Annotated in this window: 17 protein-coding genes and 2 pseudogenes; 9 read left to right on the forward strand and 10 right to left on the reverse strand. The window is 68.8% G+C overall.

The window, feature by feature from the left end; all coding sequences use genetic code 11:
- Positions 1–394: 394 nt before the first annotated feature.
- Positions 395–1,915: an NCS1 family nucleobase:cation symporter-1 gene (locus ACWDAG_RS16685; protein WP_450696303.1), complete on the reverse strand. Its 1,521-nt coding sequence runs from the start codon at positions 1,913–1,915 to the stop codon at positions 395–397.
- 762 nt (positions 1,916–2,677) lie between these two features.
- Between ACWDAG_RS16685 and ACWDAG_RS16690 the strand changes: the two genes are divergently transcribed.
- Together ACWDAG_RS16690 and ACWDAG_RS16695 are read left to right on the forward strand one after the other, a co-directional pair.
- Positions 2,678–2,944, forward strand: coding sequence for a ribbon-helix-helix domain-containing protein (locus ACWDAG_RS16690; protein WP_450696304.1), 267 nt, complete (start codon positions 2,678–2,680; stop codon positions 2,942–2,944).
- Entirely contained in the window at positions 2,941–3,384 is a 444-nt protein-coding gene (locus ACWDAG_RS16695) for a PIN domain-containing protein (protein ID WP_285556848.1), read from the forward strand. Before ACWDAG_RS16690 ends, ACWDAG_RS16695 begins: the two co-directional genes overlap by 4 nt.
- A gap of 406 nt (positions 3,385–3,790) precedes the next feature.
- Here ACWDAG_RS16695 and ACWDAG_RS16700 read toward each other — a convergent pair whose 3' ends face one another.
- Entirely contained in the window at positions 3,791–6,109 is a 2,319-nt protein-coding gene (locus ACWDAG_RS16700) for a SpoIIE family protein phosphatase (protein ID WP_450696305.1), read from the reverse strand.
- 325 nt (positions 6,110–6,434) lie between these two features.
- Entirely contained in the window at positions 6,435–7,271 is an 837-nt protein-coding gene (locus tag ACWDAG_RS16705) for an oxidoreductase (RefSeq protein WP_450696306.1), read from the reverse strand.
- 98 nt (positions 7,272–7,369) lie between these two features.
- On the opposite strand from ACWDAG_RS16705, the gene ACWDAG_RS16710 reads away from it, so the two are divergent.
- A complete protein-coding gene (locus ACWDAG_RS16710) occupies positions 7,370–7,957 on the forward strand; it encodes a TetR/AcrR family transcriptional regulator (RefSeq protein WP_450696307.1) in 588 nt (195 codons plus the stop codon).
- A 563-nt stretch (positions 7,958–8,520) separates the two neighbouring features.
- Here ACWDAG_RS16710 and ACWDAG_RS16715 read toward each other — a convergent pair.
- The gene (locus ACWDAG_RS16715) at positions 8,521–9,216 is read right to left on the reverse strand and encodes a hypothetical protein (protein ID WP_450696308.1); all 696 of its coding nucleotides are present in this window, start codon (positions 9,214–9,216) and stop codon (positions 8,521–8,523) included.
- 146 nt (positions 9,217–9,362) lie between these two features.
- A pseudogene (locus ACWDAG_RS16720) lies at positions 9,363–9,698 on the reverse strand (N-acetyltransferase family protein); the annotation flags it as partial.
- A 266-nt stretch (positions 9,699–9,964) separates the two neighbouring features.
- Here ACWDAG_RS16720 and ACWDAG_RS16725 point away from each other — a divergent pair.
- Both ACWDAG_RS16725 and ACWDAG_RS16730 read left to right on the forward strand, forming a co-directional pair.
- On the forward strand, positions 9,965–13,687 hold the full coding sequence (locus ACWDAG_RS16725) for an nSTAND1 domain-containing NTPase (RefSeq protein ID WP_450696309.1): 3,723 nt from the start codon (positions 9,965–9,967) through the stop codon (positions 13,685–13,687).
- Positions 13,688–14,070: 383 nt separating this feature from the next.
- On the forward strand, positions 14,071–14,829 hold the full coding sequence (locus tag ACWDAG_RS16730) for a ribosome-inactivating family protein (RefSeq protein WP_450696310.1): 759 nt from the start codon (positions 14,071–14,073) through the stop codon (positions 14,827–14,829).
- A 231-nt stretch (positions 14,830–15,060) separates the two neighbouring features.
- On the opposite strand, the gene ACWDAG_RS16735 is transcribed toward ACWDAG_RS16730, so the two are convergent.
- From ACWDAG_RS16735 to ACWDAG_RS16745, 3 genes are read right to left on the reverse strand one after another with little or no spacing between them, the layout of a single operon-like run.
- Positions 15,061–15,819 (reverse strand): CoA-transferase subunit beta, encoded by a 759-nt coding sequence (locus tag ACWDAG_RS16735; protein WP_450696311.1) that lies wholly within the window; start codon positions 15,817–15,819, stop codon positions 15,061–15,063.
- Positions 15,816–16,736 carry a CoA transferase subunit A gene (locus ACWDAG_RS16740; RefSeq protein ID WP_450696312.1) on the reverse strand — a complete coding sequence of 307 codons (921 nt, stop codon included), beginning with the start codon at positions 16,734–16,736 and terminating at the stop codon, positions 15,816–15,818. Before ACWDAG_RS16740 ends, ACWDAG_RS16735 begins: the two co-directional genes overlap by 4 nt.
- Positions 16,733–17,878, reverse strand: a complete 1,146-nt coding sequence (locus tag ACWDAG_RS16745; RefSeq protein ID WP_450696313.1) for an amidohydrolase family protein — start codon at positions 17,876–17,878, stop codon at positions 16,733–16,735. The genes ACWDAG_RS16740 and ACWDAG_RS16745 overlap by 4 nt, the downstream gene beginning before the upstream one ends.
- 139 nt (positions 17,879–18,017) lie before the next feature.
- Between ACWDAG_RS16745 and ACWDAG_RS16750 the strand changes: the two genes are divergently transcribed.
- The 3 genes and pseudogenes from ACWDAG_RS16750 to ACWDAG_RS16760 all read left to right on the forward strand — a co-directional run.
- Positions 18,018–18,923: a PaaX family transcriptional regulator gene (locus ACWDAG_RS16750; RefSeq protein WP_450696314.1), complete on the forward strand. Its 906-nt coding sequence runs from the start codon at positions 18,018–18,020 to the stop codon at positions 18,921–18,923.
- On the forward strand, positions 18,920–20,266 hold the full coding sequence (locus ACWDAG_RS16755) for a phenylacetate--CoA ligase family protein (RefSeq protein ID WP_450696315.1): 1,347 nt from the start codon (positions 18,920–18,922) through the stop codon (positions 20,264–20,266). Before ACWDAG_RS16750 ends, ACWDAG_RS16755 begins: the two co-directional genes overlap by 4 nt.
- Before the next feature lie 72 nt (positions 20,267–20,338).
- Positions 20,339–20,617 (forward strand): annotated as a pseudogene (locus ACWDAG_RS16760) (transposase); the annotation flags it as partial.
- Positions 20,618–20,699: 82 nt separating this feature from the next.
- On the opposite strand, the gene ACWDAG_RS16765 reads toward ACWDAG_RS16760, so the two are convergent.
- Positions 20,700–21,191, reverse strand: coding sequence for an ATP-binding protein (locus ACWDAG_RS16765; RefSeq protein ID WP_450696316.1), 492 nt, complete (start codon positions 21,189–21,191; stop codon positions 20,700–20,702).
- 1,894 nt (positions 21,192–23,085) lie between these two features.
- On the opposite strand from ACWDAG_RS16765, the gene ACWDAG_RS16770 reads away from it, so the two are divergent.
- Positions 23,086–24,174 carry a GDSL-type esterase/lipase family protein gene (locus ACWDAG_RS16770; protein ID WP_450696317.1) on the forward strand — a complete coding sequence of 363 codons (1,089 nt, stop codon included), beginning with the start codon at positions 23,086–23,088 and terminating at the stop codon, positions 24,172–24,174.
- Positions 24,175–24,902: 728 nt separating this feature from the next.
- Here the strand turns inward: ACWDAG_RS16770 and ACWDAG_RS16775 are convergent.
- A complete protein-coding gene (locus tag ACWDAG_RS16775) occupies positions 24,903–25,751 on the reverse strand; it encodes an SDR family NAD(P)-dependent oxidoreductase (protein ID WP_450696318.1) in 849 nt (282 codons plus the stop codon).
- Between the last annotated feature and the right edge of the window lie 259 nt (positions 25,752–26,010).

Here is a 26,010-nt window from a genome sequence, read left to right on the forward strand (position 1 = left end):
CCTGACCTGGACCGCAGCGTGACCGGCGCCACCCCTGCGCGGGGGGAGATGAGGTGATGACAGCGTTTGGCATCATGCTGTCCATAGTTGAACGGTGCCCGTGCCAGCCACAGCGTGCGTGCGGGAACGGGCTCTGTGCGTGGCTCGGCTGGTACGGATATCCGGTTCGGGCAGCCTTCGCGCGTGCACAGCCTCTCTGGCGAAGTGGGACCGACCCTGTTGCCGGGATGGGGTCGTCGTGGGCTGTAGGTGCTGTGCGCTGTGAGAGATCGGGGAGCCGGAACCAGGGGTGTCGGCATGCCGACAGCGCCGCCCGCTGCACGACGAAAAGGGCGCCTGACCGGCATCAGCCCAGGTCGGGCGCCCTACTCGGGTTGCTGGAAGAAGCTGACTCCTATGCCTGTGTCGCCTCCGGCGCTTCCGTTGCCGCCGTCCGCGCGGTGAGGGGGCTCCTGCCCCTGCTGAACGCCAAGTAGAGCCCCCCGGCCACGACGACTCCGATGAACCAGGAGTACGGACCCAGCGTCGTCCCGTATCCGGACGGTCCGTAGACGGGGAGGATGCTGGAGAAGACGGCGCCCACCACACCGGCGGCGAACGCCCGTATGTTCCAGCCCCCCTGGAAGCGGAACTCCCCGTCTTCCTCGTACAGAGCGGGCACGTTCAGCTGGGTCTTCCGGATGAGGTAGTAGTCGACGACGATCACACCGAAGATGGGGCCCATCGTCGAGCCGATGGCGTTGACGAAGCTGGGGGCGTTGTCCCAGGGGTGGAGCGGGTAGAGCAGGAGTGCGATGACGGCGGCGATGAGGCCGCCCCTGCGGAAGGTCACGTGCTTCGGGGCCACGTTGGCGAAGTCGAAGGCGGGACTGACGAAGTTGGCGACGACGTTGATGCCGAGGGTCGCCACGGCGAAGGTCAAGGCGGCGAGCAGGACGAGGAACGCGCTGTCGAACTTGGCGGAGATCTTGGCCGGTTCGAGGATGACCTCGCCGTACACCTTGCTGGCGGCGGCCGTGGTGATCGCGGCGACGAGGGAGAAGAGGATCAGGTTGACGGGCAGGCCCCAGAGGTTGCCCTTCTTCAGGGCCTTCGTGTCCGGGGTGAAGCGTGCGAAGTCACCGAAGTTGAGGAACAGGGCGGCGAAGTAGGTGACCCAGGTGGCGGCTATCGCTGCGATCGCGGCGAGTGAGCCCGGGCTGACGTCGAGCCCCGTGGCGCTCTTGGCGAGCGCGGCAAGGTCGCCGCTCGGCATGTCGACGGAGAAGGACAGCGTCCCGGCCTTCACGGACAGCGCGATCGCGAGGATCAGCATCATCAGCCAGACCGCCGGGCCGGCGAAGTCCTGGAAACGGCGGACCGTTTCCATCCCCTTGCTGATGATGAGCAGCTGGGCGGCCCACACACCGAGGTAGCACAGCACTTCAAGGCCGCTGTGGTCGAAGAGCCGACTGGTCTCGTGCAGATGCTTGGGTCCGTCGTAGCGGACGAGGAAGGCCACGATGGCGCCGGCGGCGGCGCTGGTCTGGGCGCCGTACCAGAAGGTGGCGACCACGGCCCGTACGAGAGCGGGGACGTTGGCGCCGAAGGTGCCGAACGAGGCGCGGGCGAGGACCGGGTAGGGGACACCGGTCCTGACGCCCGCCTTGCCGATGAGAGTCATCAGCCAGTAGATGATCACCGAGCCCACACCGATGCCGATGAGGAACTTGAAGGTGTTGCCCGCGACGAGGAACAGGCTGGCGGCCAGGAAGTAGCCGTACAGACTGTGCACGTCCGAGGTCCAGACGTTGAAGATGCTGAACGCGCCCCACTTGCGTTCGGTTGCCGGGGCGAGGTCCGCGTTGTAGAGACGGGAGGAGTACCCGGGCGGGGCGGCGGTTCTGTCCGCGTCAGCGCTGTCCGTGGCCGTCATGTCCTGCTCCTTCTTGCTCTGCCCCATCCTCTACCGGCGCTGCGCCGGATGGTTGATGCGGCAGCTAACGGCCCGGACGTTGCACCAGCGTGTCGGGCGTGTACCAGCCCCGTCAACGGAAAATCTCTTCCATTTCAGGATCCAGTCGCCGGTTGATCAGTGCCTGTGGAGCGGTTGGACGAGGGGCGTGACCACAGGCGGGACGGACGCCCATGGAGCTGTTGGCCGGTGACAAGGGCCCGAGACGTGATGCGCGGCGCATCCTCGTGTCGCTCACTGCTGGTGACGACATCGCATGCAATGGCGGCGATGCCAAGTCCCTTTTGCAGACAACAGAGTTGTTCTGCCTGCGATCGCACGGCGACCGCACCGACCTCGGCGGGCAAGGTGCCCCTCCGCGTCCAGGCCGGGACGGTGACGCGCCCAGCGGCTACGACGCCGGTGGCCAGGACGCGCGGCTCACCCGGATCGCCCCGGGTCGTCAGAAGGGCCCGACACCGGCTGGCATCTGCATGCCGAGCGCCGTCGATTGCCGCCGAGGGAACTCGACGCGTAAAAGGGGCCGAGCCCTGTCGACATCCTGGCGCCGCCACTGCCCACGCTGAGTCTCGCCGCACGTGGCCCGACCGAGGTGCGCACTCCACGAGTCGAGACCCGCACCCGAAAAGGGGGCGGGCGAGGGCGGCTCAGCTGGTCCTCAGCGACACGACATGGGGAGCTGCGCCGGATCCATCAATCTGGTACATGGACTACTCTTGGTACATGTCCATGAAGCGCACCAACGTCTACGCCGACCCCGAGGACCTGGCGATCATCAAGGAGGCTGCCAAGCGCCGGGGTGTAAGTGAGGCCGAGATCATCCGCCAGGGCATCCACCTTGCAGCCATGGCGAACCGGGTCTGGGACGAGCCGCTGTTCTCACGCACCTTCGAGGGCCCGGGGCGCACGCTCTCCAAGTCGGAGATCCGCGGCACGGTCACCGACGCCGTCCGGCGTGAGACCGACTCGGGGTCCGGATCCGCCGCGTGATCATTGTCATCGCCGATACATCCGGCCTCCTGGCAGCGCTGGACTCTGCTCATCCGGAACACCGGGCGGCGAACGAGGCCATCATGGCGGCGGGCCTGCTGGTCATGTCCCCGCTCTTGCTGGCCGAACTGGATCACGTGGCGACGCGCGAGCTCGGCAGGGAGGCTGCCCTCAGCGCGGTCGACGACCTGCGGCGCTGGATGAGCCGGGGTCGTGTCGTCCTGCCGGAGATCACGGAGGACCACCTGGGCGCAGCCCAGTCCGTCCGTGTCCGTTACCGCGCGCTGGACCTCGACCTCGCCGACGCGGTGAACGTGGCGCTTGCCGCCGACTACGACACGGACGCGATTCTCACCCTGGACCGACGAGACTTCCGGGCCGTACGCCCGTTGGGCCGCTACAAGGCGTTTCGGGTACTCCCCGACGACCTCCCGCTCTGACATAGGACCCTCCGCGGTCAAGTGCCGGCTTCCACAAGGGCCTTGGGCTGCGTGCCCAATCTCGGGATACAGGAGTACTCGCAAAACGCGGCAAAAACTCCCCAAATGAAACAGCCCCAGGCTGCTGACCTGGGGCTTCAAAAAGAGCGGGTGACGAGAATCGAACTCGCGCTCTCAGCTTGGGAAGCGACGGCGCTTGGGTCGCTGCATGACTGATGACCTGCGCGGATGCCTTCTCCTTACGGATGCCGTGTGGGTCGGGAGATACCGCTGTCGACCGTGGTTCCCCGCTCTTGAGGGCACGCGGAGGGCACGGGTACCGGGGAGGAAAGCGGAGCCGCGCCCGTGTGCTGTGGGCCGCTGCCGAAGCCGGCCGTGCGTGTGCGGGATGCCAGGGCTTCGCCGGTCACAGCCGGAGGGAGAACCAGGTGGTCTTCCCCTGCTCGTCGGGGCGGACGCCCCAGTTGTCGGCGAGGGTGTCGACGAGGATGAGGCCGCGTCCGGATTCGTCGTCCTGGGCGGCCAACCGTGGCTCGGGCAGGTGCGGGCTGTGGTCGCTGATCTCGACGGCGAGTTCGGTGGCGGTGTGGCGCAGGTGGAGGACGACAGGGCCTTCCGCGTGCTGGACGGAGTTGGTGAGGACCTCGGAGACCAGCAGTTTCGCGTCGTCGGCTTTGTGGGCGCAGCCCCAGGCGGCGAGGGTCTCGACCACGAAGGAGCGGCCGGCGGACACTGCGGAGGCAATGGCCGGTAGTTCCTTACGTGCGATGTCCAGCGGGGCGGCGGGGAGCTGGGCCAGAAGGAGGGTGACGTCGTCGTCGTGGCCCTCGGCGTCGGGCAGCAGCGCGGCGAGTACGTGGTCGGCGGCATCCTCGAGGCCGCTGGAGAGTGTGAAGGCGGTGTCCAGGGCCGTGGTGAGCTTGTCGATCTGGTGCTCGATGTCGCTGCCGGGGGTTTCGACCAGGCCGTCGGTGTAGAGCACAAGGGCGGCGCCGGGTGCGATGGCCGCGCTGGACTGCTGGTAGAGAATGTCGCCGACGCCGAGAGGGGCGTTCACCGGTGTGGGAAGCCGGCTGACGCCGTTGCCGGCGGTGGCGACGAGTGTGGGCAGGTGGCCGGCGGAGCACAGGGTGACGGATCCGGCGTCCGGGGCGATGACCAGGTAGCAGCAGGTCACCAACTGGTCTGGGACATCGAGGTCGGCGACGACCGCGTCCAGAGCCTGCATGAGCTGACGGGGCTGCATTCCGGTCTTGGCCAGGGCATGGGCGGCGGAGCGCAACTGACCCATGACGGATGCCGCTTCCAGACCCCGGCCCATGACGTCGCCGATGAGGACGCCGACCCGGCCGGCGCCGAGCGGGATCAGATCGAACCAGTCGCCGCCCACGCCGGCGCCCTGGGTGGCGGGCCGGTAGCGGCTGGCAGCGGCCAGGCCGGGGATGGCAGGCGGGGTGCCCATGAGGCTGCGCTGCAGGGTGAGGGCGATGTGCTTCTGCTGCCTGTACAACTCGGTGAGTTCGGCCTCGGCGCGCTTGCGGTCGCTGATGTCACGGACGATGGCACAGGCGCCGACGACTGTTCCGGTGGCATCCCGGGTCGGCCACAGGGTGACGTCGACGTCGAGCATGACACCGGTACTGGTGACCCGCAGGGTTTCGAAATGCTCGATCTTCTCGTCCTGCCGCAGCCGCTCCAGCAGCTGGATGATCTCGTCCTTGCGCTCGGGCGTGGCCAGCATGGACACGTGCTGCCCGACGGCTTCCTCGGCCGTGTAGCCGTACAGCCGCTGGGCGGCGGTGTTCCAGTACGTGATGCGGCCGTCGAGCGTCTTGGCGAGGATCGCATCCTGAGAGGACTCGACCAGGGCGGCGAGCTCGGTGATGCGCGCCTCGGCGGCCTTGCGTTCGCTGACGTCCCGTACGGCCGCGGAGACGAGTAGCCCGTCAGCCGTCTCCAGGGGGCTGAGGCTGATCTCGACGGGGAACTCGCTGCCGTCCTTGCGCAGTCCGTGCAGTTGGAGCCCGGCCCCCATCGGCCGCACCTGCCGGGTGGCGGCATAGCCGTCCCGGTGCCGGGTGTGGTGGGTCTGGAACCGCTTGGGCACCAGCAACTCGACCGGGCGGCCGAGGAGTTCGTCGCGCCGGTAGCCGAAGAGGGCTTCGGTCTGGGCGTTGACGAGTCTGATGGTCCCGGTGTCGTCCACGATCACCATCGCGTCCGGGGCCGCCTCCAGCAGTGCCCGGAACCTTTCCTCGGCGGCCTTGCGTTCGCTGACGTCGCGGACGGCGGCGGAGACGAGGAGGCCGTCGGCGGTTTCCAGGGGGCTGAGGCTGATCTCGACGGGGAACTCGCTGCCGTCCTTGCGTAGTCCGTGCAGTTCGAGCCCGGCCCCCATGGGGCGCACCTGCCGGGTGGTGGCGTATCCGTCGCGATGGGTGGCGTGGTGGGCGTGGAAGCGGCTGGGGATGAGGATCTCGACGGGGCGGCCGAGGAGTTCGTCGCGGTGGTAGCCGAAGAGGGCTTCGGTCTGGGCGTTGACGAGTTTGATGGTCCCGGTGTCGTCCACGATCACCATCGCGTCCGGGGCCGCCTCCAACAGCCCCCGAAACCGGTCCTGGACTGTTCCGGGCGTGCTCGGACGGTTCGTGGTGCCGCGTCGGCGGCCAGCCTGCTCGGCAGCTCCTGCTCTGCCGGTCGACCCTGATGTGATCGTGTCGCTCATGGCGGCCCCAACTGACTGGCAGGTTGCGGTGAGTCGGGCCATCCCAGCGCATCCCGGTCACGCCCCGCCCCGGTCTGCCCCTTATTGGCCCCGGGACGGCCGTACCTGCCTGCTTGCGACCGGACGCTGTTCCTGTCTGGCGAAAATGAGAGGGGGGACCACGATGTCACTGGTCAAAAGCGTCCGACGCGTTTTCGGCGCATGTCCAGCGGCCGCAGGCCACGAAGAAGGCCAGGCGCTGGATGCCGGGCAAGGGGGCTGGCGTCGTCACGCGCGGGGCCGGCCCTCGCCCACCTCTGTGGCTGTGGGAGCCGGGCAACCCGGATCAGGCCGAGCGTGGGAGTCCAGCGGCGCGGGAGATGAAGGCGTCGAAGCCGCGGTCGGAGAGGAGGCTGCGGAGGGTGATCATGGGGCGGGCGCCGAAGCCGGTGGCGTAGCGGGTCTTGGGCTTGCGGGCGGTGACGGCCTTGCCGATGGCGTCGGCGATGACCTGCGGGGAGGACATGCGCTTGGTGTTTGCCTCGGAGGTCATCGAGCCGGCGACGGCTTCGGCCTGACGGGCATAGGCGCCGTCGCCTGAGGCTTTCCGCAGACCGTCGGCGGCGATGGAGCCCCACTCGGTGGCGATGCCTCCGGGTTCGATGACGACGACGTCGATGCCGAAGGGCTTGGTCTCCAGGCGGAGGCAGTCGCTGAGGGCTTCGAGGGCGAACTTGGTGCCGTGGTACCAGCCACCGAGGGGGGTGTGGATCTTTCCGCCCATCGAGGTGATGTTGATGACGGAGCCCGAGCGCTGGGCGCGCATGTGCGGCAGGGCGAGCTGGGCCAGGCGCATGGCGCCGAAGACGTTGACGTCGAACTGGTAGCGGGCCTCGGACATGGGGACGTCCTCGATGGCGCCGTAGGAGCCGTAGCCGGCGTTGTTGACCAGGACGTCGATGCGGCCGGTCTCGGAGACGATGCGGTCGATGCCGGCGCGCATGGAGTCGTCGTCGGTGACGTCCATGGCCAGGGGCCGGATGCCGGCTTCGGTCAGCTGCTGCAGGCGGTCGGTGCGGCGGGCGGCGCCGTAGACGGTGTAGCCCAGGGACTGGAGCTTGAGGGCGGTGGCCTCACCGATGCCGGAGGAGGCGCCGGTGACGAGAGCGGTCTTGGCGGTCATGAGGACTTCCTGTCGATTAAGATGAACTCCGGTTCACTATCCATCATGAACCCTGGTTCACGTTAATGCAAGACGAGCCCTACCCCGCAGGAGAGCCCATGGCCCAGACCCGAGCACCGCGCGCCGACGCGGTCCGCAACCGCAAGAAGATCCTCGACGCCGCACGCGAACAGATCACCCTGCACGGCCCGGACACGGGCATGGACGAGATCGCCGCCGTGGCGGGTGTGGCCGTGGGCACCCTGTACCGGCATTTCCCGACCAAGACCGACCTGGTCGCCGCCGTCATTGCGGAATACACCACGCATGTCGCCGAAGCCGCCGAGGCCGCCTGCGAACGCCTCGCCTCCGGTGCCCGCGCGGTGGACGAGATCAGCGACTTCCTTGCCCGCGTCACAGAGGCGACAGCCACCAACCACGCGGTGAAGGCCGCGGCCCGCGCCCTCGGCGCCGACCCGGTCGACCGGGACGCCGAAGCACGAGCGGGCGCCGCACTGGCCGCGCTGATCCAGGCAGGGCAGGCTGACGGAGACATCCACCAGGACGTCACCGTCGACGACATCTATCTGCTCTTCAGCACCGCCCCCACCGACCAGCCACCCGCCGCCCGCGCCCGCTGGCTCACCCTGGTGCTGACCGGCCTGACCACCCACACGCGAACCGCGAACGAGAAGCCCGCCTCCTGACCAACTGTCCTCCGGTCAGGGCGGCTTGACCGCCCAGACGCAGGTCAGACGGGCTGGTTCAAGGCCCTCTGCGCGTCGTCGCTCAGCGGACTGCCGCCGCCGGGTGAGGAACGTGGCCGCGGCCCGCTCGGGAAGGGCCCGTCAAGGAGGCTCGGCCGTGCCCGTGACACCACCGTCCAGCACCCGCCCCCGAGCAGCCGAACAACCCCGCCACCAGGGCACATACCCAGTGAAAGAGGAATCCAGCACTAGCTCGGCGTGACGGACTTCGGCCGACGCCGCCCGCGCAATCTCGTCGGCCGGCAGCGTGGCGATGTTGCTGCCGGTGGCCACGACGATGGCGTACAGCTTGACGTTGGTGTGTGGGGAGATCTCGAGCAGTGGGGCGAAGGCGTGCCCGGCGACAGGTTTGAGTGCTGAGTTGCACGTGGTGCTGTGTGAAGTCGCTCCGGTTCCTGGTGCCCGGTGAAGGCTGCCACCGACGGAGACCGGCGACCAAGGTCGCCGGTCTGTCTGACCCGGCACGACCGACCGGGTCGATGACGTCACACGTCGGTGTGTCTTCATGCCATCGAGGCATCCATCTTGGTGGTACGCCGGGTGGCGGCTCGCGCCTTGGGCTCTGCCGGCACCGCGCGCCGCAGGCTCTTGAGGCCGACCACCGCGCCGGCCGTCACCAGGACGCCGGCCGCCACCGCGCCCGCGAAGAGCAGGGGCGAGCCGAGTTTGCCGATCGCGAAGACACCGCCGATGGTGCTGGTCATCGTGGAGCCGAACGTCATGGTCAGGGTGCCGGTGACGGCACCGCCGGCCAGCGTCGCGGGCAGGACTCGCAGCGGGTCGGCCAACGCGAACGGCACAGCGCCCTCGTGGACGAAGGCGGCGCCGAACAGCCAGGAGACCTTGCCGTAGCTGCGCTCGGCCGGGGTGAACACACTGCCGCGCACGAGGGTGGCCAGTGACAGGGCGATGGGCGGCACCATGCCCGCGGCCATGACCGTCGCCATGATCTTGAAATTGAGGCTGTTCGGCGCGACCTCGACGCCGGTCGCGGCGAACGCGATGGCGGCCTTGCTGATCGCGCCGCTGAGGTCCGCGGTCACCAGCAGCCCCAGGACCAGGCCCAGTACCGGGCCGCTGGCCCAGGTGAGTGGCGGCAGCTCGTTGTGCAGCGCGTCCACGAGGTCGCTGACGCGTGGTCCGACGAGTTCGAAGATCACGGCGGCGATGACCGCGGTGGCGACCGTGGGAACGAGCACGATCGAGAGGGTGCCGCGCTGTGCCAGACTCGGTGCAGGACATGGCGTGAGCCCCGGAGCGATCATGGCCCCGGACCCACGCCATGCTGCGGCCGGCATAGGGGCCGGGGAGACGCTCGGGCCCGAATTTCCTTGACCATGACCGCCTACACCGGCGAGTCGGCGAACGGCTGTTGCTCGCCGGCCTTGGCGTGGCCCCACGTCTCGTACAGCGCCTGCACCTTGGGGTGGGTCACGTCGACCAGCAGCACGGCGAGGTCCTCCGTGCGCTCCTTCAGCAGCGCTTCGTGGAGCCGTTCGGAGATGCCCTGCTTGCGCCGGCCCGGACGCACCATGACCTCGGAAACCGTGTAGGTGGAGGAGTAGCCGTTGTTCGGCTCGTAGGCGGTGGAGCGCCACCCCTCCCGGCCGGGTGCGAGTGGGGCGCCGTAGGCGAAGCCGACCGGCTCGTCGCTGTCGTAGGCCACGACGCTCCGGGCCCCAGCGACCAACAACATCGAGCTCGACCGTGTCGAGGACGTGCACGGGCCACGCTCCTGGATGAGAGCGCCAAGGCCGGACCGAGCCCGGCAACCCGGGAGTTGTCAGCCATCCCTCCTCTCATCAGGGAAAACAAACTCAGCACCGCGGGTACGAACAACTTCTCCGGCGGACATCACAGTCGGAAAGGGTTCTCGTCCGAGGGGGACGAAAAGTACCTTGTGCTGCGGATCAGCATGTTCTGCTTGTATGCGAAAGAGGCTTCGCCATGGGGCGCCCCGAACTACCGGTCGACCCGGCGGCCGGTCCCGTGCAGCGACTCGCCCATGATCTTCGGGAGCTGCGCCGTTCGGCGGGTGGCGTGTCATACCGGGCCATGGCGAAGAAGGCCGGCTTCTCGGTGACGACCCTGGCGAAGGCGGCGAGCGGCGAGCGGCTGCCGTCGTTGGCCGTGCTGCAGGCGTACGTCCAGGCATGCGGGGAGGACCCCGCTGAGTGGGAGGCCCGGTGGGCGGAGGCCGAGGCGCTGGCCGGGGAGGAGAGGCAGGAGGATGCCGACGCCGCACCGCCCTACCGCGGCCTCGCCCGCTTCGAGCCGGACGACCGTGAGCTGTTCTTCGGCCGGGACCGGCTGATCGAGGAGCTGAGCGAGCTGGCCTGCGGGTCCCCGTTCGCCGTGGTGTTCGGGGCGTCCGGCAGCGGCAAGTCCTCCCTGCTGCGGGCCGGTCTGATTCCCCTGCTGCGGGAGAAGATCGCGCAGCAGGGGCGTACGGCGGTGCTCCGTATCCTCACTCCGGGAGCCCGGCCCGCCACCACCTACGGGCATCTGCTGACTCCGACGGCCGACGACCCGGAGAGCTGGGTGGTGGTGGACCAGTTCGAGGAGGTCTTCACCCTCTGCCGCGAGCGCGCCGAGCGGGACCGCTTCCTCGACCTTCTGCTCGCCGCACGCGACCCGGGAAGCCGACTGCGCGTGCTCATAGCCGTACGGTCCGACTTCTATGCGCGGTGCGCCGAGCACCCGCGGCTGGCGGAGGCGCTGCACAAGAGTGGGCTGCTGGTCAGGCCCATGACCGCGGACGAGCTGCGCGAGGCGGTGATCGGTCCCGCGCAGGCGGCCGGGCTCATCGTGGAGCGGACCCTGACCGCACGGCTCGTCGAGGACGTGCTCGACGAGCCCGGCGGACTGCCGATGCTGTCCCACGCCCTGCTGGAGACCTGGCGGCGGCGCAAGGGCCGGATGCTGACCCTGGCCGCGTACGAGGCGGCCGGCGGGGTGCGCGGCGCGATCGCGGCCAGCGCCGACAAGGCGTACGGGGAACTCTCACCGGAGCAGGCGCACGTCGCCCGGCACCTGCTCCTGCGGATGGTCGAGCCCGGCCAGGGCAACGCCGACACGCGCCGCCCGCTCAGCTGGGAGGAAATGGCCGGGTGGGAGGACCCTGAGGTGCGAGCCGTCGCCGGGCGGCTGACCCGGGCCCGGCTGCTGACCACCGACGACGACGGAGTTCAGCTCGCCCACGAGGCACTCATCACCTGCTGGCCGCGGCTGCGTGAGTGGATCGACGCGGACCGGGAGCGGCTGCGCCACCACCGGCAGCTGACCGACGCCGCCCGTACCTGGCTGGAGCACGACCGCGACCCGGGCACGCTCTACCGGGGCACCCGCCTGGCGCGGGCCGAGGAACTGTTCGCGGGCGACGACCGCGGCCACGACGGTCTGACGTCCGAGGAAACGGCCTTCCTGGTCGCCGCGGCGCAGCAGCGGGCGGCGGAGGAGCGGTCCGCCACCCGGGCCCGGCGCCGCAGCCGCACGCTCACGGCCTCGCTCTGTGCCGTGCTGGCGGTGGCCCTGGTCGTCGGGCTGACCGCTCTGCGGCTGCGTCAGGACAGCGAGCAGCAGACCACCGACACGGCGGCCCGCCGGGTGGCCGCGGTCGCCGACGGACTGCGGACCACCGACCCGCGCACCGCGATGCTGCTCGGCGTCGCCGCATGGCACACCTCCGCGCTGCCGGAGTCCCGCCGGGCCGTGCTGGGTGCGCTGGCCCAGCCCGAACTGGACAACTTCACCGACCCGGCGCCCGGTGACACCCCGGCGCGGTTCCTCGACGTCTCCGGGCGCACTCTGCTCAGCACCACCGACAGCAGCACCTGGCGGACGTGGGATGTGGGCACCCACCGCCGTATCGCCTCGGGGCCGCTACCGCACGGGGCCGTACTCGACGCGGGTCCGGGCGGCCGGGTGCTCGTCATCCAGACCACTGACAGTACCCAGCGGCTGTGGGACACCCGAACGAGGCGCTGGATCGGGGGTCCCCTGCCGGACACATACACCGTGAGCTTCGCGGCGAGTGGGCGCAATTACCTGGTGACGAGCCTGTTCGACGACCGGGTTGGGCTCTACTCAGCCACCGACGGCCATCTGGTCTTCCGGACCCCGTCGGCCGGCAGCGGGGAGCGCGCCACCGCGGCGGCCGACGACCGGCTGCTGGCCGTCTGCCCGCGCGGCCGGGCCCCGCAGGTCTGGGACACCTCCACGCGCAGAGTCCGCTCCGGTGCCTGGACGAGCACTCGCGGCGTCTGTGATGACGGCACCCTCCTCGACCTCACCGGCGGCCGACTCCTGGCTCTTGCCGGGGGCCGGGTGCGGGTGTGGGACACCACGTCGGGACGAAAGCTCGCCGACATCGCCCACCCGGGTGCCCTTTCGGCCGTCGTGAGCGCGGACGGCTCCTTTCTGGCGACCGGCGGCGGCCAGGAGATCAGAGTGTGGCGGCTGTCCAAGGGCGGTGCCCCCGTTTTCCGACACTCCTTGGACAACGAGTCGCTCTCGGGTCTCGCCTGGGACCCCTCGCGGCCCCTGCTGCGGTACCTCGAGGGAGGCACGGTCCACACCCTCGACCTCACCACGACGCTCACCCGCGCCTGGCGCAGGAGTCCGCTCGCAGGGGTCCGGCTCAGCCCCGACTGCAGGACGCTCGCCACCGCCGAACGTATCGGTGACCGCTACGTCGTCCAGCTGCGGAACTCGCGTGACGGCCGTCTGCTGCGAACCCTGCCGACCCCGTCACGTCCTTCCTTCCGCACCGGCGTCCCGAGGGTCCCCGGGGACATCACCGAGCCCTTGCTGTCCTTCAGCCCCGACGGCGGCACGTTCGCGTACGGAGTGTCCGCCCCGTGGGACACGGCGCCTCAGCGTGTGACGGTGTGGGACGTGGCCGCCGGACACACGAAGGCCACGGTGGACCTGGCGACGGCGTCCACCACATCCACGGACGCGATCGCCCTGGGACCAGGCGGTCGTACGCTCCTCACCGCACGTCTGACCGAGGGCGGCTACTTCAACGAGACATGGGACACCACGCGGCAGCGGAGGACGGCGCTTCTCCCCGGCCCGGCCGGCCGTCATCTGGCCGTCAGCCGGGACGGCGGGCTCCTCGTGACCGACAACCGCGTCGTCCGGGCGGGCCGGTCCCACGCCCATGACCTCGTCCAGCACGACGACATCGGAGCCATCGCCTTCGCGCCGGACGGCGGCCGCCTTGCGGCCGGCGACGGGACAGGGCGGGTGGCCATCTGGGACGGCGGTCTCCGGCACCGAGCGGGCATCCTGAGGAACGTCTTCTCGGCGCCCACCGATCCGTCCACCGGCTCAGCCGAGACGATCACGTCTCTCGCGTTCAGCCCGGACGGCAGCACCCTGGCCGTGGGCGGCGACGCGGGCACCGTCCAGCTCTGGGACATCTCGACCCAGCAGCCTCTCGGTCCTCCACTGCCCACCCCCGGTGAGAGCGTCGACACGCTCGCCTTCAGCCCGGACAGCACGATGCTGTACGCGGGAGGCAAGCACGTCCCGATCCAGCGGTACGTCGTGGATCCTGACCGCGCGGCATCCCTTGTCTGCTCCCGTGCCCAGAACACGGAGCTGACCCGGGCGCAGTGGCACACCTACGTTCCGGACCGGCCGTACAGGCGGGTCTGCCCCTGACCGTCACGGGCCTCGCGCCGGTACGGCGCGAACCAGCCGGACGGCCCCGCGTACCGGGAGATCAGCGCGAGGGCGTGCCTCGCGCTCCCTTGGCGACCTCGCGGCCCGCGAGAGGGACGAGATCGACGAGACGGGAGACGACCGGCCGGCCCCTCCTGGGCATTCCCACCGGCACAGCCCGGCCGTGACCCCGTGGTCTCGCGTCCTGCCGCAAGGCGCGAAGAAGCGGGCGGGGCGTCGAGCAGCGGGTTCACATCCGGACAAGTAACGTGGAACTTGATCCTCCGGAATTGTTTGCGGTGGCCAAGGGGGCCTGCCGGACAACCTCCCGGCTGTGAGCGTCGGTCGTGACATCGCTGTACGTCGAACAACCGGAGCACACCATGCCCACCAGCGTCCTCATGGTGGTCGCCTTGTCCGTCCTTCTCGGGATCCTGGTGTTCTTCACGGTGCCCAGGGACACCGAGACATCCACCTCGACGGCGGCGGACCATGTGACGATCAACGCCGAGGACGTCGCCGGCAAGAAACACGTCGACTTCCCGCAGGTCCGCTGGAACATTAACCGCGGCTCGCGCGCCTATCTGACAATGCTGGACAAGCTGCGCAACCTCGCCGAGACCTCGGCCACCGGCCGCGTCATGCCCGGCGTCGGCACCGAGGTGAACGTCGCCATCACCGGCAGCACGGAGAGCCAGAGTTTCGCCGACATCGTGATCAGCAGCGGCAACCACACTCCCACGGTGCATGCGCTCGTCCGGCTCAGCGACTTCCGCGTCGTGCGGTTCTTCTCCAGCGACACCCCGCACAACTTCGTCCTGAACCTCGCCTCCGACGTCCCCAGCCAGGAGGACGCCGACGACTGGTTCCTCGGCAAGGACGGCTACGACACCCTCGCCCGCGTCGCGAACCAGTCGCTGACCGCCGTCGACCTGAGCGAGTCCAGCCTTGAGAACAGCCTCAGAGACCTCGGCATCCGCGGCACCGACCGCACCGCCCAGGCCCGCGGCATGCTGCGCTACATCATCGCCATCACCGAAGCCTCCCGGTTCCGCCCCATCGCCCACCACATCGCGAACGGCATGGACCACGGGTCAGATGTCTTCGTCACCGCACAGCAGGTCGGCCTGATCCGTAACTAGACCGGCATCAGCCATGTCCTCATCGGCCGCACCGACCTCTCCGCCGGCACCAGCGTCGCCGGCAACGCCATCGCGGACGTCCGCGTCGCCGCTGACGCGGTGCACGACCCGGGCAAGATCCTTGTTTGGACGACGATGGCGGCTCATCGAGACCGAGCAAACGGTGTGCGCTGCCCTCCGATCAGCCAAGCCGGCGGACGCAGGGCACGGAGCCCGCGCGATCTTTCAGAGTCACCGCGCCATGGGTCGAAGGACGAGACCGGACGGGTCGATCACGGTGCGCAGCAGATGGAGCTCTTCGCGCGTGGGCCGAGGTGTCTCCTCGACTGCTTTCGCCGGGTCGACGGGCCACCCGGTCGCAGCCGTCACGGTCGACGCGTCGACGCCGGGGTGTCGGGACCTGAGCGCTGCGAGCCCCTCCTCGAACGCGAACGTCGCGAGATTCGTGATGATCACCGAGGGGCCCTGAGGGCCGTGTGCGTCGCGAGGAGTTTCGGGATCGTGCCCCGGGCTCGTCACGAAGTCGACGCGTGGGGTCAGTCGCCGCGCGTTCTGGTCCAGGAGGACGACGGTGCGACGGCACAGCGATCCGATGTCGTTGGCTCCGCCGCCGCCGGGCCAGCGCACGACAGGGGCGTCGTAGGGGCCGGCCGCGACGCTGTTGACGTTGCCGTGCCGGTCGACCTGTCCGGCACCGATGAGGCCGAGGTCCACGCGCCCGCGGGCGGCGAGGGCGGTCACATATCCGGCCGTGTTCAGCAGATCGGCGCCGTCCTGCGTGCTCAAGGTGTCGAGCAGCATCGGCAGCTCGCACGGTCCCGACCGGACGATGCCGGTCTCGAAGACGATCGTGATGTTGGGCGCGTGCGTGAGCTTGGCGAGGAATGCCGCGATGACGGGCTTTCCCACGCCGACGAAAACCGTCTCCCCATCGACGATCTCGTGACTCGCCGCGACGCACGCTATCTCGTCGGCCGTCCAGTCGTTCATCGCATCTCCAGACGATCGTTCAGTGCGGCGTTCGGTCGAAGTGCCGCCGCTCGCAGCTCCTCCATGTGCGCTTCTCCGAACCGCTTGGTGAGCGCCGCCAGGAATTCCTCATGCGACTTCGGTGCGACCACCAGTTCGTCGACGACCGATCGATAGCCCGCGTCGGAGGTGAGCGACCCGAACCATGTCCGCAGGTCGTCGCCGTACTCGCCGTACAGATGCTGCGGCCAGGAGCCCATGGGCACCTCGACGACGGCGTCGACAAGGAATCCGGGAACGGTCACGAGGTTCGGCGAAGCCTTCAGCTCGCTCTCATCGACGATGCGCTCGCACGTGACGATGACGTGTTGCGCCGCATGGACTCCCGCGACGTCCATGCCCAGGCTGCCGAGCTTCACGGCATTCCCTGCGCGGTCGGCCTCCTGCACGTGGAGGATGGCGACGTCGGGGCGGAGCGCGCGAACAGCCGCGACTGATGGGCCCCCGAAGGGATCCGGCACTGTGCTGAGGAACTCGGGGTTCACCCGTAGGTAGTCGCTCCCCAGCAGTGCCCGGGTGGGCAGGAAGGGGACGCCGAACTGGGCTGCCTGCAATGCGAGGTGCAGCGCGCCGTGCGAGAACTCGACCAACTCGATGCTCGAGTCCTCGCTCACTCGCCGGGCGACCTCGCTGCGCCTCGCGTAGAGCGCACTCGTGAAGGCCGTGATCAGCCGCCGGACGCGCCCCTCCGAGAGCAGGAGCTCGGCGACCACGGGGATCTGGGGGATCAACGTCAGTCCGTTGATGCCTTGCCGCAGGATCTCGAGCACCGCGCCCGCCGGCTCCCCGTGTTGCATCCCCGAGAGGAACAGGGTGTCTCCCGAACGGACATGGCGCTCGACGGCGGTGGTCAGGTCGACGACCTTCGACGCCGTCATGCCTCGCCTCCCTTCGCGGTCAGGGCGCGCACGGTCGCCAGTGCGGGCCGGGCCACTCCGTCGATGGACGTCGGTCGGAACAGCCTGCTGTGCGGGACGGGCAGACCGTAGATCCGTGCGGCATTGCCGCCGAGGATCAGGTTGCGGTCGTCCTGCGAGCAGCGGACGGACAGCAGCTCGTTCAGACCCCACCCCCAGTAGTCGCTCTGATGCTGGATGGGGCCGGCCGACCGGATCTGCTCGAAGTGGCTGTGCGGCGGCGACCCGAGATGCGTGACGCACGGGATGCTGGCTCCCCAGTCGGTACCCCAGATGAGCTTCTCGGCGCCGAGGTTGACCTGCGCGAGCGCCTGCTCGTAGAGCTCCCGCCACCACAGGCCGGTTTCGAGATACACGTTGTCGTGGGCAGCGGTCACATGCAGCCCCTGCTGGAAGAAGGTCTCGAACGTCGAAGCCTGGATGCCGCCGTGATTGATCACGAAGGTCACGTCGGGGAACGTCGTCGCGAGATCGTCCACGAGCAGCAGATTGATGTTGATCGGGCCGAGCTCGCCGGTGTATGCCCCGACCTCGTATCCCATGGTCCAGCCGGAATGGACCCGGCAGATGACCCCGAACTCCTGCGCGACCTCTGCCACGCGGAACATGTTCCGCAGCGCCTCGGCCTCAGTGATGATGTAGTCGATCGCCTTCGCCCCCTGCGGGCGGATCGGCATGTACGGGGGGACTTCTCCGATTCCGACGAATCGCCCGGTACCGAGCGCCGCGCGGAGGTCCTCGACCACACCCTCGATCGACCACTCGATCTCGCCGCTCCGGCAGCGCCGCCCGTACTCCATCGCGCCGTACTCGGCGACGAACCGATCGGGGTAGCGCTCGACGAGCGTGGCGTTGAGCTCATCCGTCATGCCGAAGGCCGGTAGCAGCACGGCCATGTCGACGTCGTACGTCTCCATGTCGAAGAGGAGGCGTTCCGAGTTGTCGTAGGGCTGGAGCCCGAACATCGTGTCGCCCAGCACCCGCCACGGGTTCAGGCGGGTGCCCGAGGCACGCGCCTTGGCCAGCGCCTCCTTCACTGCTCCGCCCGCTGCTACCCGCTGCGCGTGCGCATGTGTCTCGACGATGAACCTGCCAGCTTTCACGACCGCGACCCTTCTGCCCCAATTGCTCTGCCGTAGGACAGTTACACTGACGATCGCACGCTAAAGTGTCAAGCATGGTCGACCGGGCCGGCCCGGGCCTTGCCGTCGGATGGAGACAAAGGAGTCGATGATGACTGTCATGGACGCAGCCGACCCAGCCCGCGGTGAACCCCTTCCGCGATCGCGCGCCGGATCCTCTCCGCAGCATCTGCTGCTGACCCTGATCGGGGACTTCTGGTTCTCCGAGACCACCGACGTCGACTCGGCGGCGCTCGTGGCGCTTCTGGCGGAATTCGAAGTGCCCGCGTCGGCCGCGCGGGCCGCACTGAGCCGGCTCGCCCGGCGCGGTCTGCTCGAAAGCGGTCGAGTCGGCCGGTCGACGCGGTACCGGCTGACTCCCTATTCACACGAGGTGCTCGTCGACGGGCTGCGGCAGATCGAAGCGCTGACTCGTCCCCCCGGGCCCTGGGACGGCCAGTGGACCGTGGCGTCGTTCTCCGTCCCCGAGAGCCAGCGAGACCTCAGGTCCTCGCTTCGCAGACGACTCGGCTGGCTGGGATTCGCTCCGCTCCTCGATGCGCAGTGGGTGTCGCCGCGGGCCGACCCGATGGACGTGGTGAACCTCTACCGGAAGCTGGAGCTCACCTCGGGTTCGGTGCACCGGGGCCGATGGCACCCCGAGAGCCCGCTCATGCCCGTCGACGCCTGGGACCTGCAGCAGATCCGACTCGAGTACGAACAGTTCATTCAGCGGTACTCCGACCTGAGTCGACAGGTCGAGCAGCACGCCGTCGATGAGACAGCCGCCCTCGTGGCACGGGCACGGCTCATGGACGACTGGCGTCGATTCCCCGACTGGGACCCGCAGCTCCCGCAGGAGGTGCTCCCGCCGCGATGGCCCCGAGCCGAAGCGCAAGCGCAGTTCCTACGGCTCTACGAAGCGCTCGGAGCGTTCGCAGTTCGCCGAGCTCGTGAAGTCGTCGGCGCAATTGATCCCTCGGCGGCCGAGCGCATCCAGCATCATTCGTTCGTGGAGACCCGATGAGGAACCGCGTAGACGCACGGACCGTCACCGCCGTCGACCGCGTCGACCTCGAGGCCCATCAGGACGAACGACTCCGCAGCCTCCTCGCATGGTGCCGTTCGAGGTCAAAGGCATGGCGAGATCGCCTCGGCGACGCGGACCCGACGGCACGCGACATCAGATCGGAACTCGCCCGAGTGCCCCTCGTCACGAAGGCCGACCTCCGCGAGGATCAAGCCGCGCACCCTCCGCTCGGAGCGCTCGCCTGCGAACCCATCCGAGCGGGCTCGCGGTTCTTCGCGACCTCAGGAACGACCGGCGTCCCGATCGCGCGTCTGTACTCGAGCGACGACTGGCGACACATGGCGGGCTTCGTCGCCGAAGCTCTCCGACCCTACGTGCGGCGGGACGATGTCGTCCTCGTCACGAGCCCGACGGACGGGCTGCTCGGTCCATCCGTCACCGTCGCAGCGGCGCTGCAGCTCGGCGCGATCCCAGTGCTCGCCGGGCGCTGGAGCACGGAGACCCGCGTGCAGTTCATCCGCACGGCCGGCCCGGCGGTGATCGCGGGGGCGACGACGTACCTCCTCCACCTCGCCGCCGCCCTCGCAGCCCAGGCCGCCCCGTTCCGCCCTCCTCGACTCATTTCGTGCATCGGCGAACCAGGCGCCGGATCACCCACGAACCTCGCGGCATTTCAGCGGGCTTTCGGCAGAACGGTCATGATCCAGGACGGCTACGGCAGCACTGAGATCGGACCGGCTGCGCTCAGCTGCAAGGGCAATCCGCAACTCCACCTCCAGGAGCGGGACTTCCTCATCGAATGCCTGGATCCAGCGACGGCAGAGGCTGTTCCTCTCGGTGAACCCGGAGAGATCGTGATCTCGACACTCTCGCTGCGAGGCCAGCCCCTCATCCGCTACCGGACCGGAGACATCGCCCGCCTGTCCTCGAGCGCATGTCCCGCTTGCGGCTCCGTCGAGCGACGGATGCTCGAATCCGTCGAAGGCCGCGTGGATGAGATGACGTGGTACCACGGTGTGAACCTGCTGCCAGGGGTATTCGTGCCCCTGCTCGACGAAGACCCCGACGTCAGCGGTCAATTCGAGCTCGTCCTCGACGAGCGACCATCGCTGCCGACGCTGACTCTCAGGGTCGAAACGGTCATTGAGGTCGAGGACGCGATGCAGATGGCTGCTGCGCGACAACGACTCGTCGCGAAGATCAATCGGCGTCTCGGTCTAAAGATCGATGTACAGCTGCTGCCGCCGCGCACGCTGGATGCGTTCACCTCGAGCGGAAAGCGGCAGCGGGTCCGAACGATCGCTCGCGAGGAGCCCTCGTCCCCGAGCAAGCTGAACTGACCCGGGCCTTTCACGGGCGGTGATCGGACTTGCTGAGGGTCCGAATCGGTCGAGCCAAGGAGCACTCTCTTGGTGAAGCAGCTTACCGAGTTCTATCCGCGCGTCCGGGGCGATGCGGCGGGCTCGGCGGTGGTGTCGCACGCCGGTGCGGTGGTCCTTGTCGAGGCCGTGCGGCGTCTGGGGCTGGACCGTGCGCTGTCGGTCGGGTTGGGCCGGTGGCGGCGGCCGACGGCGGTGCACGACCCGGGCAAGGTCGTGCTCGCCCTCGCGATCGCGGTCGCGTCGGGCGGGGACTGCCTGGCCGACGTTGCTCTGCTGCGCGCCGAGCCGGGCCTGTGTGCTGAATTCGGCCGTCGTGGGGGACGGCGGGATCGCCCGCCTTTGGGCTGAGGACGATCTCCCAACTGCTCCGCCAGCAGCTTGATCAGCCTGGTCACATCAGGCGGCCCATCGGATCCCCGCCGGGATCGTCAGCCAGCACGATCGCGGCCATGACGCGTTTGCCGACCGGCTCGCGCCGCACCTCAAGGCTGCGGCACACCGCCATCACTATCTCCAGGCCATGCTGTCCGACCCGGCCCGGATCGGTCGGACAGGCAGCCGGCAGGGTTGCATCGGTATCCCAGACGCTGACCTCCACGGCACCCTCGTTGACCTCCAGGTCCACCAGGCACGGCCCGGGCGCGTATTTGTAGGCGTTGGTCACTAGCTCACTGACCACCAGCTCGACCGCGCTCATCGCCCGCTCCGACACCGGGATCCCCTGGACGGCCTGCACGTCGGTCATGAAACGGCGGGCGGCTTGCCGAGCCCTGGCGATCGGCTCGTTGCCCTCGAAAGCAACGGCGGACACGCTCGGGCGGCTGATCAGTAGCTCGTATTCGTCTTCGTGCACCGGGCCGCACCCCACCCCCGAGCCACCCATCGGCCTGAGCAATTCAACGGCGTCCGGCTACCCCCGAAACGACGCCGCACACCATACGTACGGGCGGGTCGCCCATTGGAACCGCGGGGCGCGGCATCGATGCCGTGTGCCCCATCCGCGACGACATCGAAGGTCGAGCCGGGCCTGCTCGCCGACATTGGTGTGGCCCCGCGTGTGACAGCTGCTATGCGTCCGTCAGGTCACGTGAACTGCCCATTTGCGCAAGCGACTTCGCAGGTGTTGCACGTCGCCGTGACGCAGGCCACACGAAATGCGTCTTACTGTTCGAGTCGCCAAGGGCGTGGGTAGCTCGAGATGACACTCGGACTAGACAACAAACAAACCCCAGGCCGCTGACCTGGGGTTTCTCTCTGGAGCGGGTGACGAGAATCGAACTCGCGCTCTCAGCTTGGGAAGCGACGGCGCTTAGGGAGTCGGATGGCTTCTGACCTGGGCATACGTGCGCTGGTGTAGCTCCGGGGAGCGCAGGAACGCGCCGTTGTTGACCGGGGTTCACCGGTCTTATGGGCACGCCGTCGGCTCGGCGGGACGCCCGGCTGCGCTCGGTGCAGCGGATGCGCTGTGGTGGGACGCCGATAGCTCGATCTGCGCGTTCGGACCGCATATGGCCGAACAGCACGCGCGCTGCGAGCAAGCGGTCATCGGTGCGCTGGGCGAGGCGTCGTACAGAGGCGTTCGCCGAAGGCGGCAAGCACCACACCCCCGGTTAAGGCCGTCGACTTCGCCCTCGCCGCCGATTCCGACACCGACACCGATTCCGCCACCGACGTCCCTCACGACGGTGGCACCGAATGCGACGGTGGCATCGATGCCGACGGTGTTATCGCTGTCAGGTAGCCGGCATCGGACGAGATGCGACGACGGCACACGCCTGCCACGGCACACCCCGAGCCTGTGTCACCCGACGAAGACCGCCGCGCTCACGACGTGCTGTTTGTCGACGACGACCCGACGGCCAGGGAGAGCACCCGGCTCACCCAGGTGGTTCGGTCCCTGCCGCGTTCGACGGTGTCGGTACGACGCCGGGCAGCGGGGCCATCACCCAGTTCCGGGACTGTCCTCGGTACGTGCGGTGCCTGCGCCACAACGCTCCTCACCGACTGCCGGTAGGTGTTCGTCGAATGGTAAGGGAGTGCCGGATCCGGCGTAGGAGCCGACGACGGTTCCGCACACCGCGCCCCGTCCGGTCCTGAAGGAACTCCTCCCGAATTCGCGCCGTCAGGAAGGCGAACCAGCCCCGCCGACGTGGTGAACGATCGTCAAAAGGTATGCGAGGTCGAGCCGAACAGCGCTGCCGTGTGCTGTCCAACTCCGCGGAATGCGTGGCCGGATTGCCCTCCAGCGTCTGCATTCCGCGATCGGCGCCATTCGACCCGTCGAACATGAGGCCCGGTGCCATTCGGTTCACTACGCTCAAACACCAGCCCCAGCTAGCAGTTGGGCCTCAGATCGTGCAGGTGGGCGGCCTGCCCGCGAGGAGTTTTCACCACCCGTTGATCACTCAACGAATGGCTACCAACGGGTTCGGTCACCAATTCCCGGCCGATGGAGCCTTTCTGAGGGTTACACGTGTCGTCGTGACCGACGTCTTGTGGGCTTCCCATATCCAAGCCGGTTTCCGTCCTGCTAGATTGACGCCCGCGTCTCCGAAGTGAAGCCGGGCAGACCTGCCGCCTTGCGGAGGCAGCAATTCTCCTGTGCCTTCACCAAGGCCTTCTTCGGGTGCCCGGAAATTGCGGCGGATGAGTTTCGCTGCTCCCCAACCACGGCTCACGCCAATGTTTTCGGCATCCAATCCCCCCCAACAACTGGAAAGCACAAGCAAGTGATGAGATCCCTTCAGCGTTTCGTCCCCCCGCTGACCATCTCTGCCATGGCGATCGTGCTGAGCACGCCCGGTCTGGCCACTGCCGACGAGGCGACCAACGGCAAGGACGCCACCTACTACATCTCGCTCGGCGACTCCCAGGCCTCCGGCTACCAGCCGGACGTCGACAAGGACACCGACGTCGCCTACACCGACCAGCTCTACGCGCAGCTCAAGCAGCGCACCCCCGGACTGAAGCACATACGCCTGGGCTGCACCGCTGAGACCACCGAATCCATGATCAACGGCGGAAAGTGCGACTACCCCAACGCCAAGTCCCAACTGGACGCCGCCCTGAAGGCCATGGCCCAGCACCAGGGCAAGGTCGCCTACGTCACCGTGACCGTGGGCGCCGACGACATCCTCCTCAACTGCGTCACCCCGGCCCGCACCCTCGACGGGGCATGCCTGACCAGCAAGAGCCAGACCATGGCGAAGAACCTCGCGCAGATCGCGGGCGCGCTCCGCCAGGCGGGCACGGACAACACCCAGTTCGTGGGCTCGACGTACCAGAACCCGTTCCTGGCGGCCTGGCTGCAGGGCGCGGCGGGGCAGCAGGCCGCCAAGGAGTCGGCACCCCTGGTCAAGGCCGCCAACGCCGGGATCACCCAGGTGTACAAGTCCGCCGGCTTCAAGGTGGCTGACGTGGCCGGGGCCTTCTCCTCGGACGACTTCACCACCCAGGTGAACGTGCCCGGCGCGGGCGAGGTGCCGGCAAACGTGGCCAAGATCTGCCAGCTGACCTGGGCGTGCCTGAAGCAGGACCCGCACCCCAACGCCGACGGCCACAAGGTGATCGCAGGCGTCTTCGCGGCGCAGCTCGCCAAGAACGACGCGCCCGGTGCGAGCGAGTCCCCGGCCCCCAGCGAGTCGCCCACGCCCGGTGCGAGCGACTCTCCGGCCCCCAGCGAGTCGCCCACGCCCGGCGCGAGCACGGGTACGGGGGCGAACACCCCCGCCCCGAACGGTGATCTCGCCGAGACCGGCGCGTCGAGCAGCACTCCCGTCCTCGCGGGTGCCGGTCTCGCGGTCGCGGCGGTCGGTGCCTCCGCGGTCTACTTCGCGCGCAAGCGCCGCAGCAGCGAGGAGAGCTGACGATTGGTCAGTAGATTCCACTGAAGTAGAGCAGGCCGCCCGCAGTGCCGCGGGCGGCCTGCTCTACTTGGCGTGGACTTCGCAGTTGGCCAGAACGAGCAGGACCCGTAGCAGCGTTGTGGCGTGATGGGCGTCCATGCGGACCTTGGTCAGGATGCGCCAGGTCTTCAGGTACGGGCGGGGTGGTCAGCCGCGGTGCGTCTGGGGGGCATGCCGGTGACGGCGTCGACGATGAATTCGCCGACGGAGCGCCAGGGATCCCGGGGGCTGGGTGCCGGTGGCGAGCTGCTCCTCCTACCCGGCACAGGCGCGCGCTGATCTTGAGGTGCCCGAAGGCCGCGTACTCGGCGAGTTCGCTGAGTATGGGATCTTTCTGCATGGTCGGCTCCCGTGTCAGTGGGGTCGCCTCGAGGGCCCGGGTGGAGATAGGCAGGGTCGTCGGCCTCACCCGCGCGTTCAGCCTCGATGAACTGCCCGATGACCTCTGCGGCCTTCAGCCGGACCACCTCGGCATCGATCGCGAGTTCCTTGCGAAACCGCTCGGCGCGATCGGTCAGCACCACCCGTCACTGCATCACCCACCTGGGACCCTACGAAAAGCCAGGACCCGGTTCGGCGATTCCGGCGAAGCTGCCACACGCCGGGTGATCACCTGCTATCGATCACGCACCCGACCGGCTGGAGGCTCCCAGCCGCAGCCCACGCCAGCCCCATGACCTGTATTGAGTTCAGGCCGCCTCGGGAAGCGGGAAGTTGCGGCGCATCAGGGCGTCGAAGGCGGCGTCGGGGAGCAGGCGCTTGGCCAGCATGGTGGCGCGGGCGAGGACGCCGATCGCGTACCGGGCGCGGGGCTTGGCGGTGGTGGCGGCGCGGACGATCACCTTGGTGGCGGCCTCGGCGGGGACGGCGCCGTTGCGGCGGGTGAAGGCGTGGTTGGCGTACATGTCGGCGAGCTTGGCGCGGAAGCCGGCGTACGGGTCGGCGGCGTCCGTGGCGGGGGCCATGGTGTCGACCGCGGTGCCGCTGAACTCGGTGATGGTGGGCCCGGGTTGGACGACGACGACCTCGATGCCGAAGGGTGCGACTTCCAGGCGCAGCGAGTCGCTGATCGCCTCCACGGCGTGCTTGCTGGCGTGGTAGAAGGCGCCGCCGGGAGGGGAGAAGCGGCCGGCCATGGAGGAGAGGTTGACGATCCGGCCGTGCCCGGCGCGGCGCATGCCCGGCAGCACCAGCTGGGCCATCCGGACCAGGCCGAAGACGTTGGTGTCGAACTGGGCGCGGACCTCGGCCGGGGTGGCGGACTCCACGGGCAGGTGCAGCCCGAATCCGGCGTTGTTGATCAGGATGTCGACGCTGCCGTGCTCGGCCTCGACGGCGGCCACCGCGTCCTCCATCGACTGCTCGTCGGTGACGTCGAGCGGCAGGGTGGATATGCCGAGCGCGGCCAGGTCGGCCAGGGTCTCGGGGCGGCGGGCGGTGGCGTACACGCGGTGGCCGAGCCGGTGCAGGGCCAGCGCGGCCTGCCGGCCCATGCCGGAGGAGCAGCCGGTGATCAGGATGGTCCGGGTCGGGGTCATGGGGTGGCCTTTCGGTGCAGGTGGTCCCAGACGGCGGCTTTGGCGCGGTCCAGGTCATCGGTGGGGAGGGGGCCGAGGCCGCCGGGGCGGTCGAGTTACATCCTAAGCTAAGTTTGCAGCAGGCTGCAAGATTGCGATGGGCTGTAATTTGCAGGCGTTCTGAGAGCAAGGTCTGCGGGAGCGTGGCAAGGCAAGGCGCAGCGAGGCGGTCATCCGGGCGGCCTTCGAGTTGTTCGCCGAGCAGGGCTACGACGCCACG

It is taken from the genome of Streptomyces sp. NPDC001157 (assembly GCF_053598255.1).

Coding starts and splice junctions, on each gene's coding strand:
- ACWDAG_RS16755 (WP_450696315.1), top strand. CDS start 18,920: ATGAGGAACCGCGTAGACGCACGGACCGTCACCGCCGTCGACCGCGTC.
- ACWDAG_RS16685 (WP_450696303.1), bottom strand. CDS start 1,915: ATGACGGCCACGGACAGCGCTGACGCGGACAGAACCGCCGCCCCGCCC.
- ACWDAG_RS16705 (WP_450696306.1), bottom strand. CDS start 7,271: ATGACCGCCAAGACCGCTCTCGTCACCGGCGCCTCCTCCGGCATCGGT.
- ACWDAG_RS16740 (WP_450696312.1), bottom strand. CDS start 16,736: ATGACGGCGTCGAAGGTCGTCGACCTGACCACCGCCGTCGAGCGCCAT.
- ACWDAG_RS16730 (WP_450696310.1), top strand. CDS start 14,071: ATGCCCACCAGCGTCCTCATGGTGGTCGCCTTGTCCGTCCTTCTCGGG.
- ACWDAG_RS16690 (WP_450696304.1), top strand. CDS start 2,678: ATGTCCATGAAGCGCACCAACGTCTACGCCGACCCCGAGGACCTGGCG.
- ACWDAG_RS16770 (WP_450696317.1), top strand. CDS start 23,086: ATGGCGATCGTGCTGAGCACGCCCGGTCTGGCCACTGCCGACGAGGCG.
- ACWDAG_RS16750 (WP_450696314.1), top strand. CDS start 18,018: ATGGACGCAGCCGACCCAGCCCGCGGTGAACCCCTTCCGCGATCGCGC.
- ACWDAG_RS16765 (WP_450696316.1), bottom strand. CDS start 21,191: ATGGGTGGCTCGGGGGTGGGGTGCGGCCCGGTGCACGAAGACGAATAC.
- ACWDAG_RS16775 (WP_450696318.1), bottom strand. CDS start 25,751: ATGACCCCGACCCGGACCATCCTGATCACCGGCTGCTCCTCCGGCATG.
- ACWDAG_RS16710 (WP_450696307.1), top strand. CDS start 7,370: ATGGCCCAGACCCGAGCACCGCGCGCCGACGCGGTCCGCAACCGCAAG.
- ACWDAG_RS16735 (WP_450696311.1), bottom strand. CDS start 15,819: ATGAACGACTGGACGGCCGACGAGATAGCGTGCGTCGCGGCGAGTCAC.
- ACWDAG_RS16700 (WP_450696305.1), bottom strand. CDS start 6,109: ATGAGCGACACGATCACATCAGGGTCGACCGGCAGAGCAGGAGCTGCC.
- ACWDAG_RS16725 (WP_450696309.1), top strand. CDS start 9,965: ATGGGGCGCCCCGAACTACCGGTCGACCCGGCGGCCGGTCCCGTGCAG.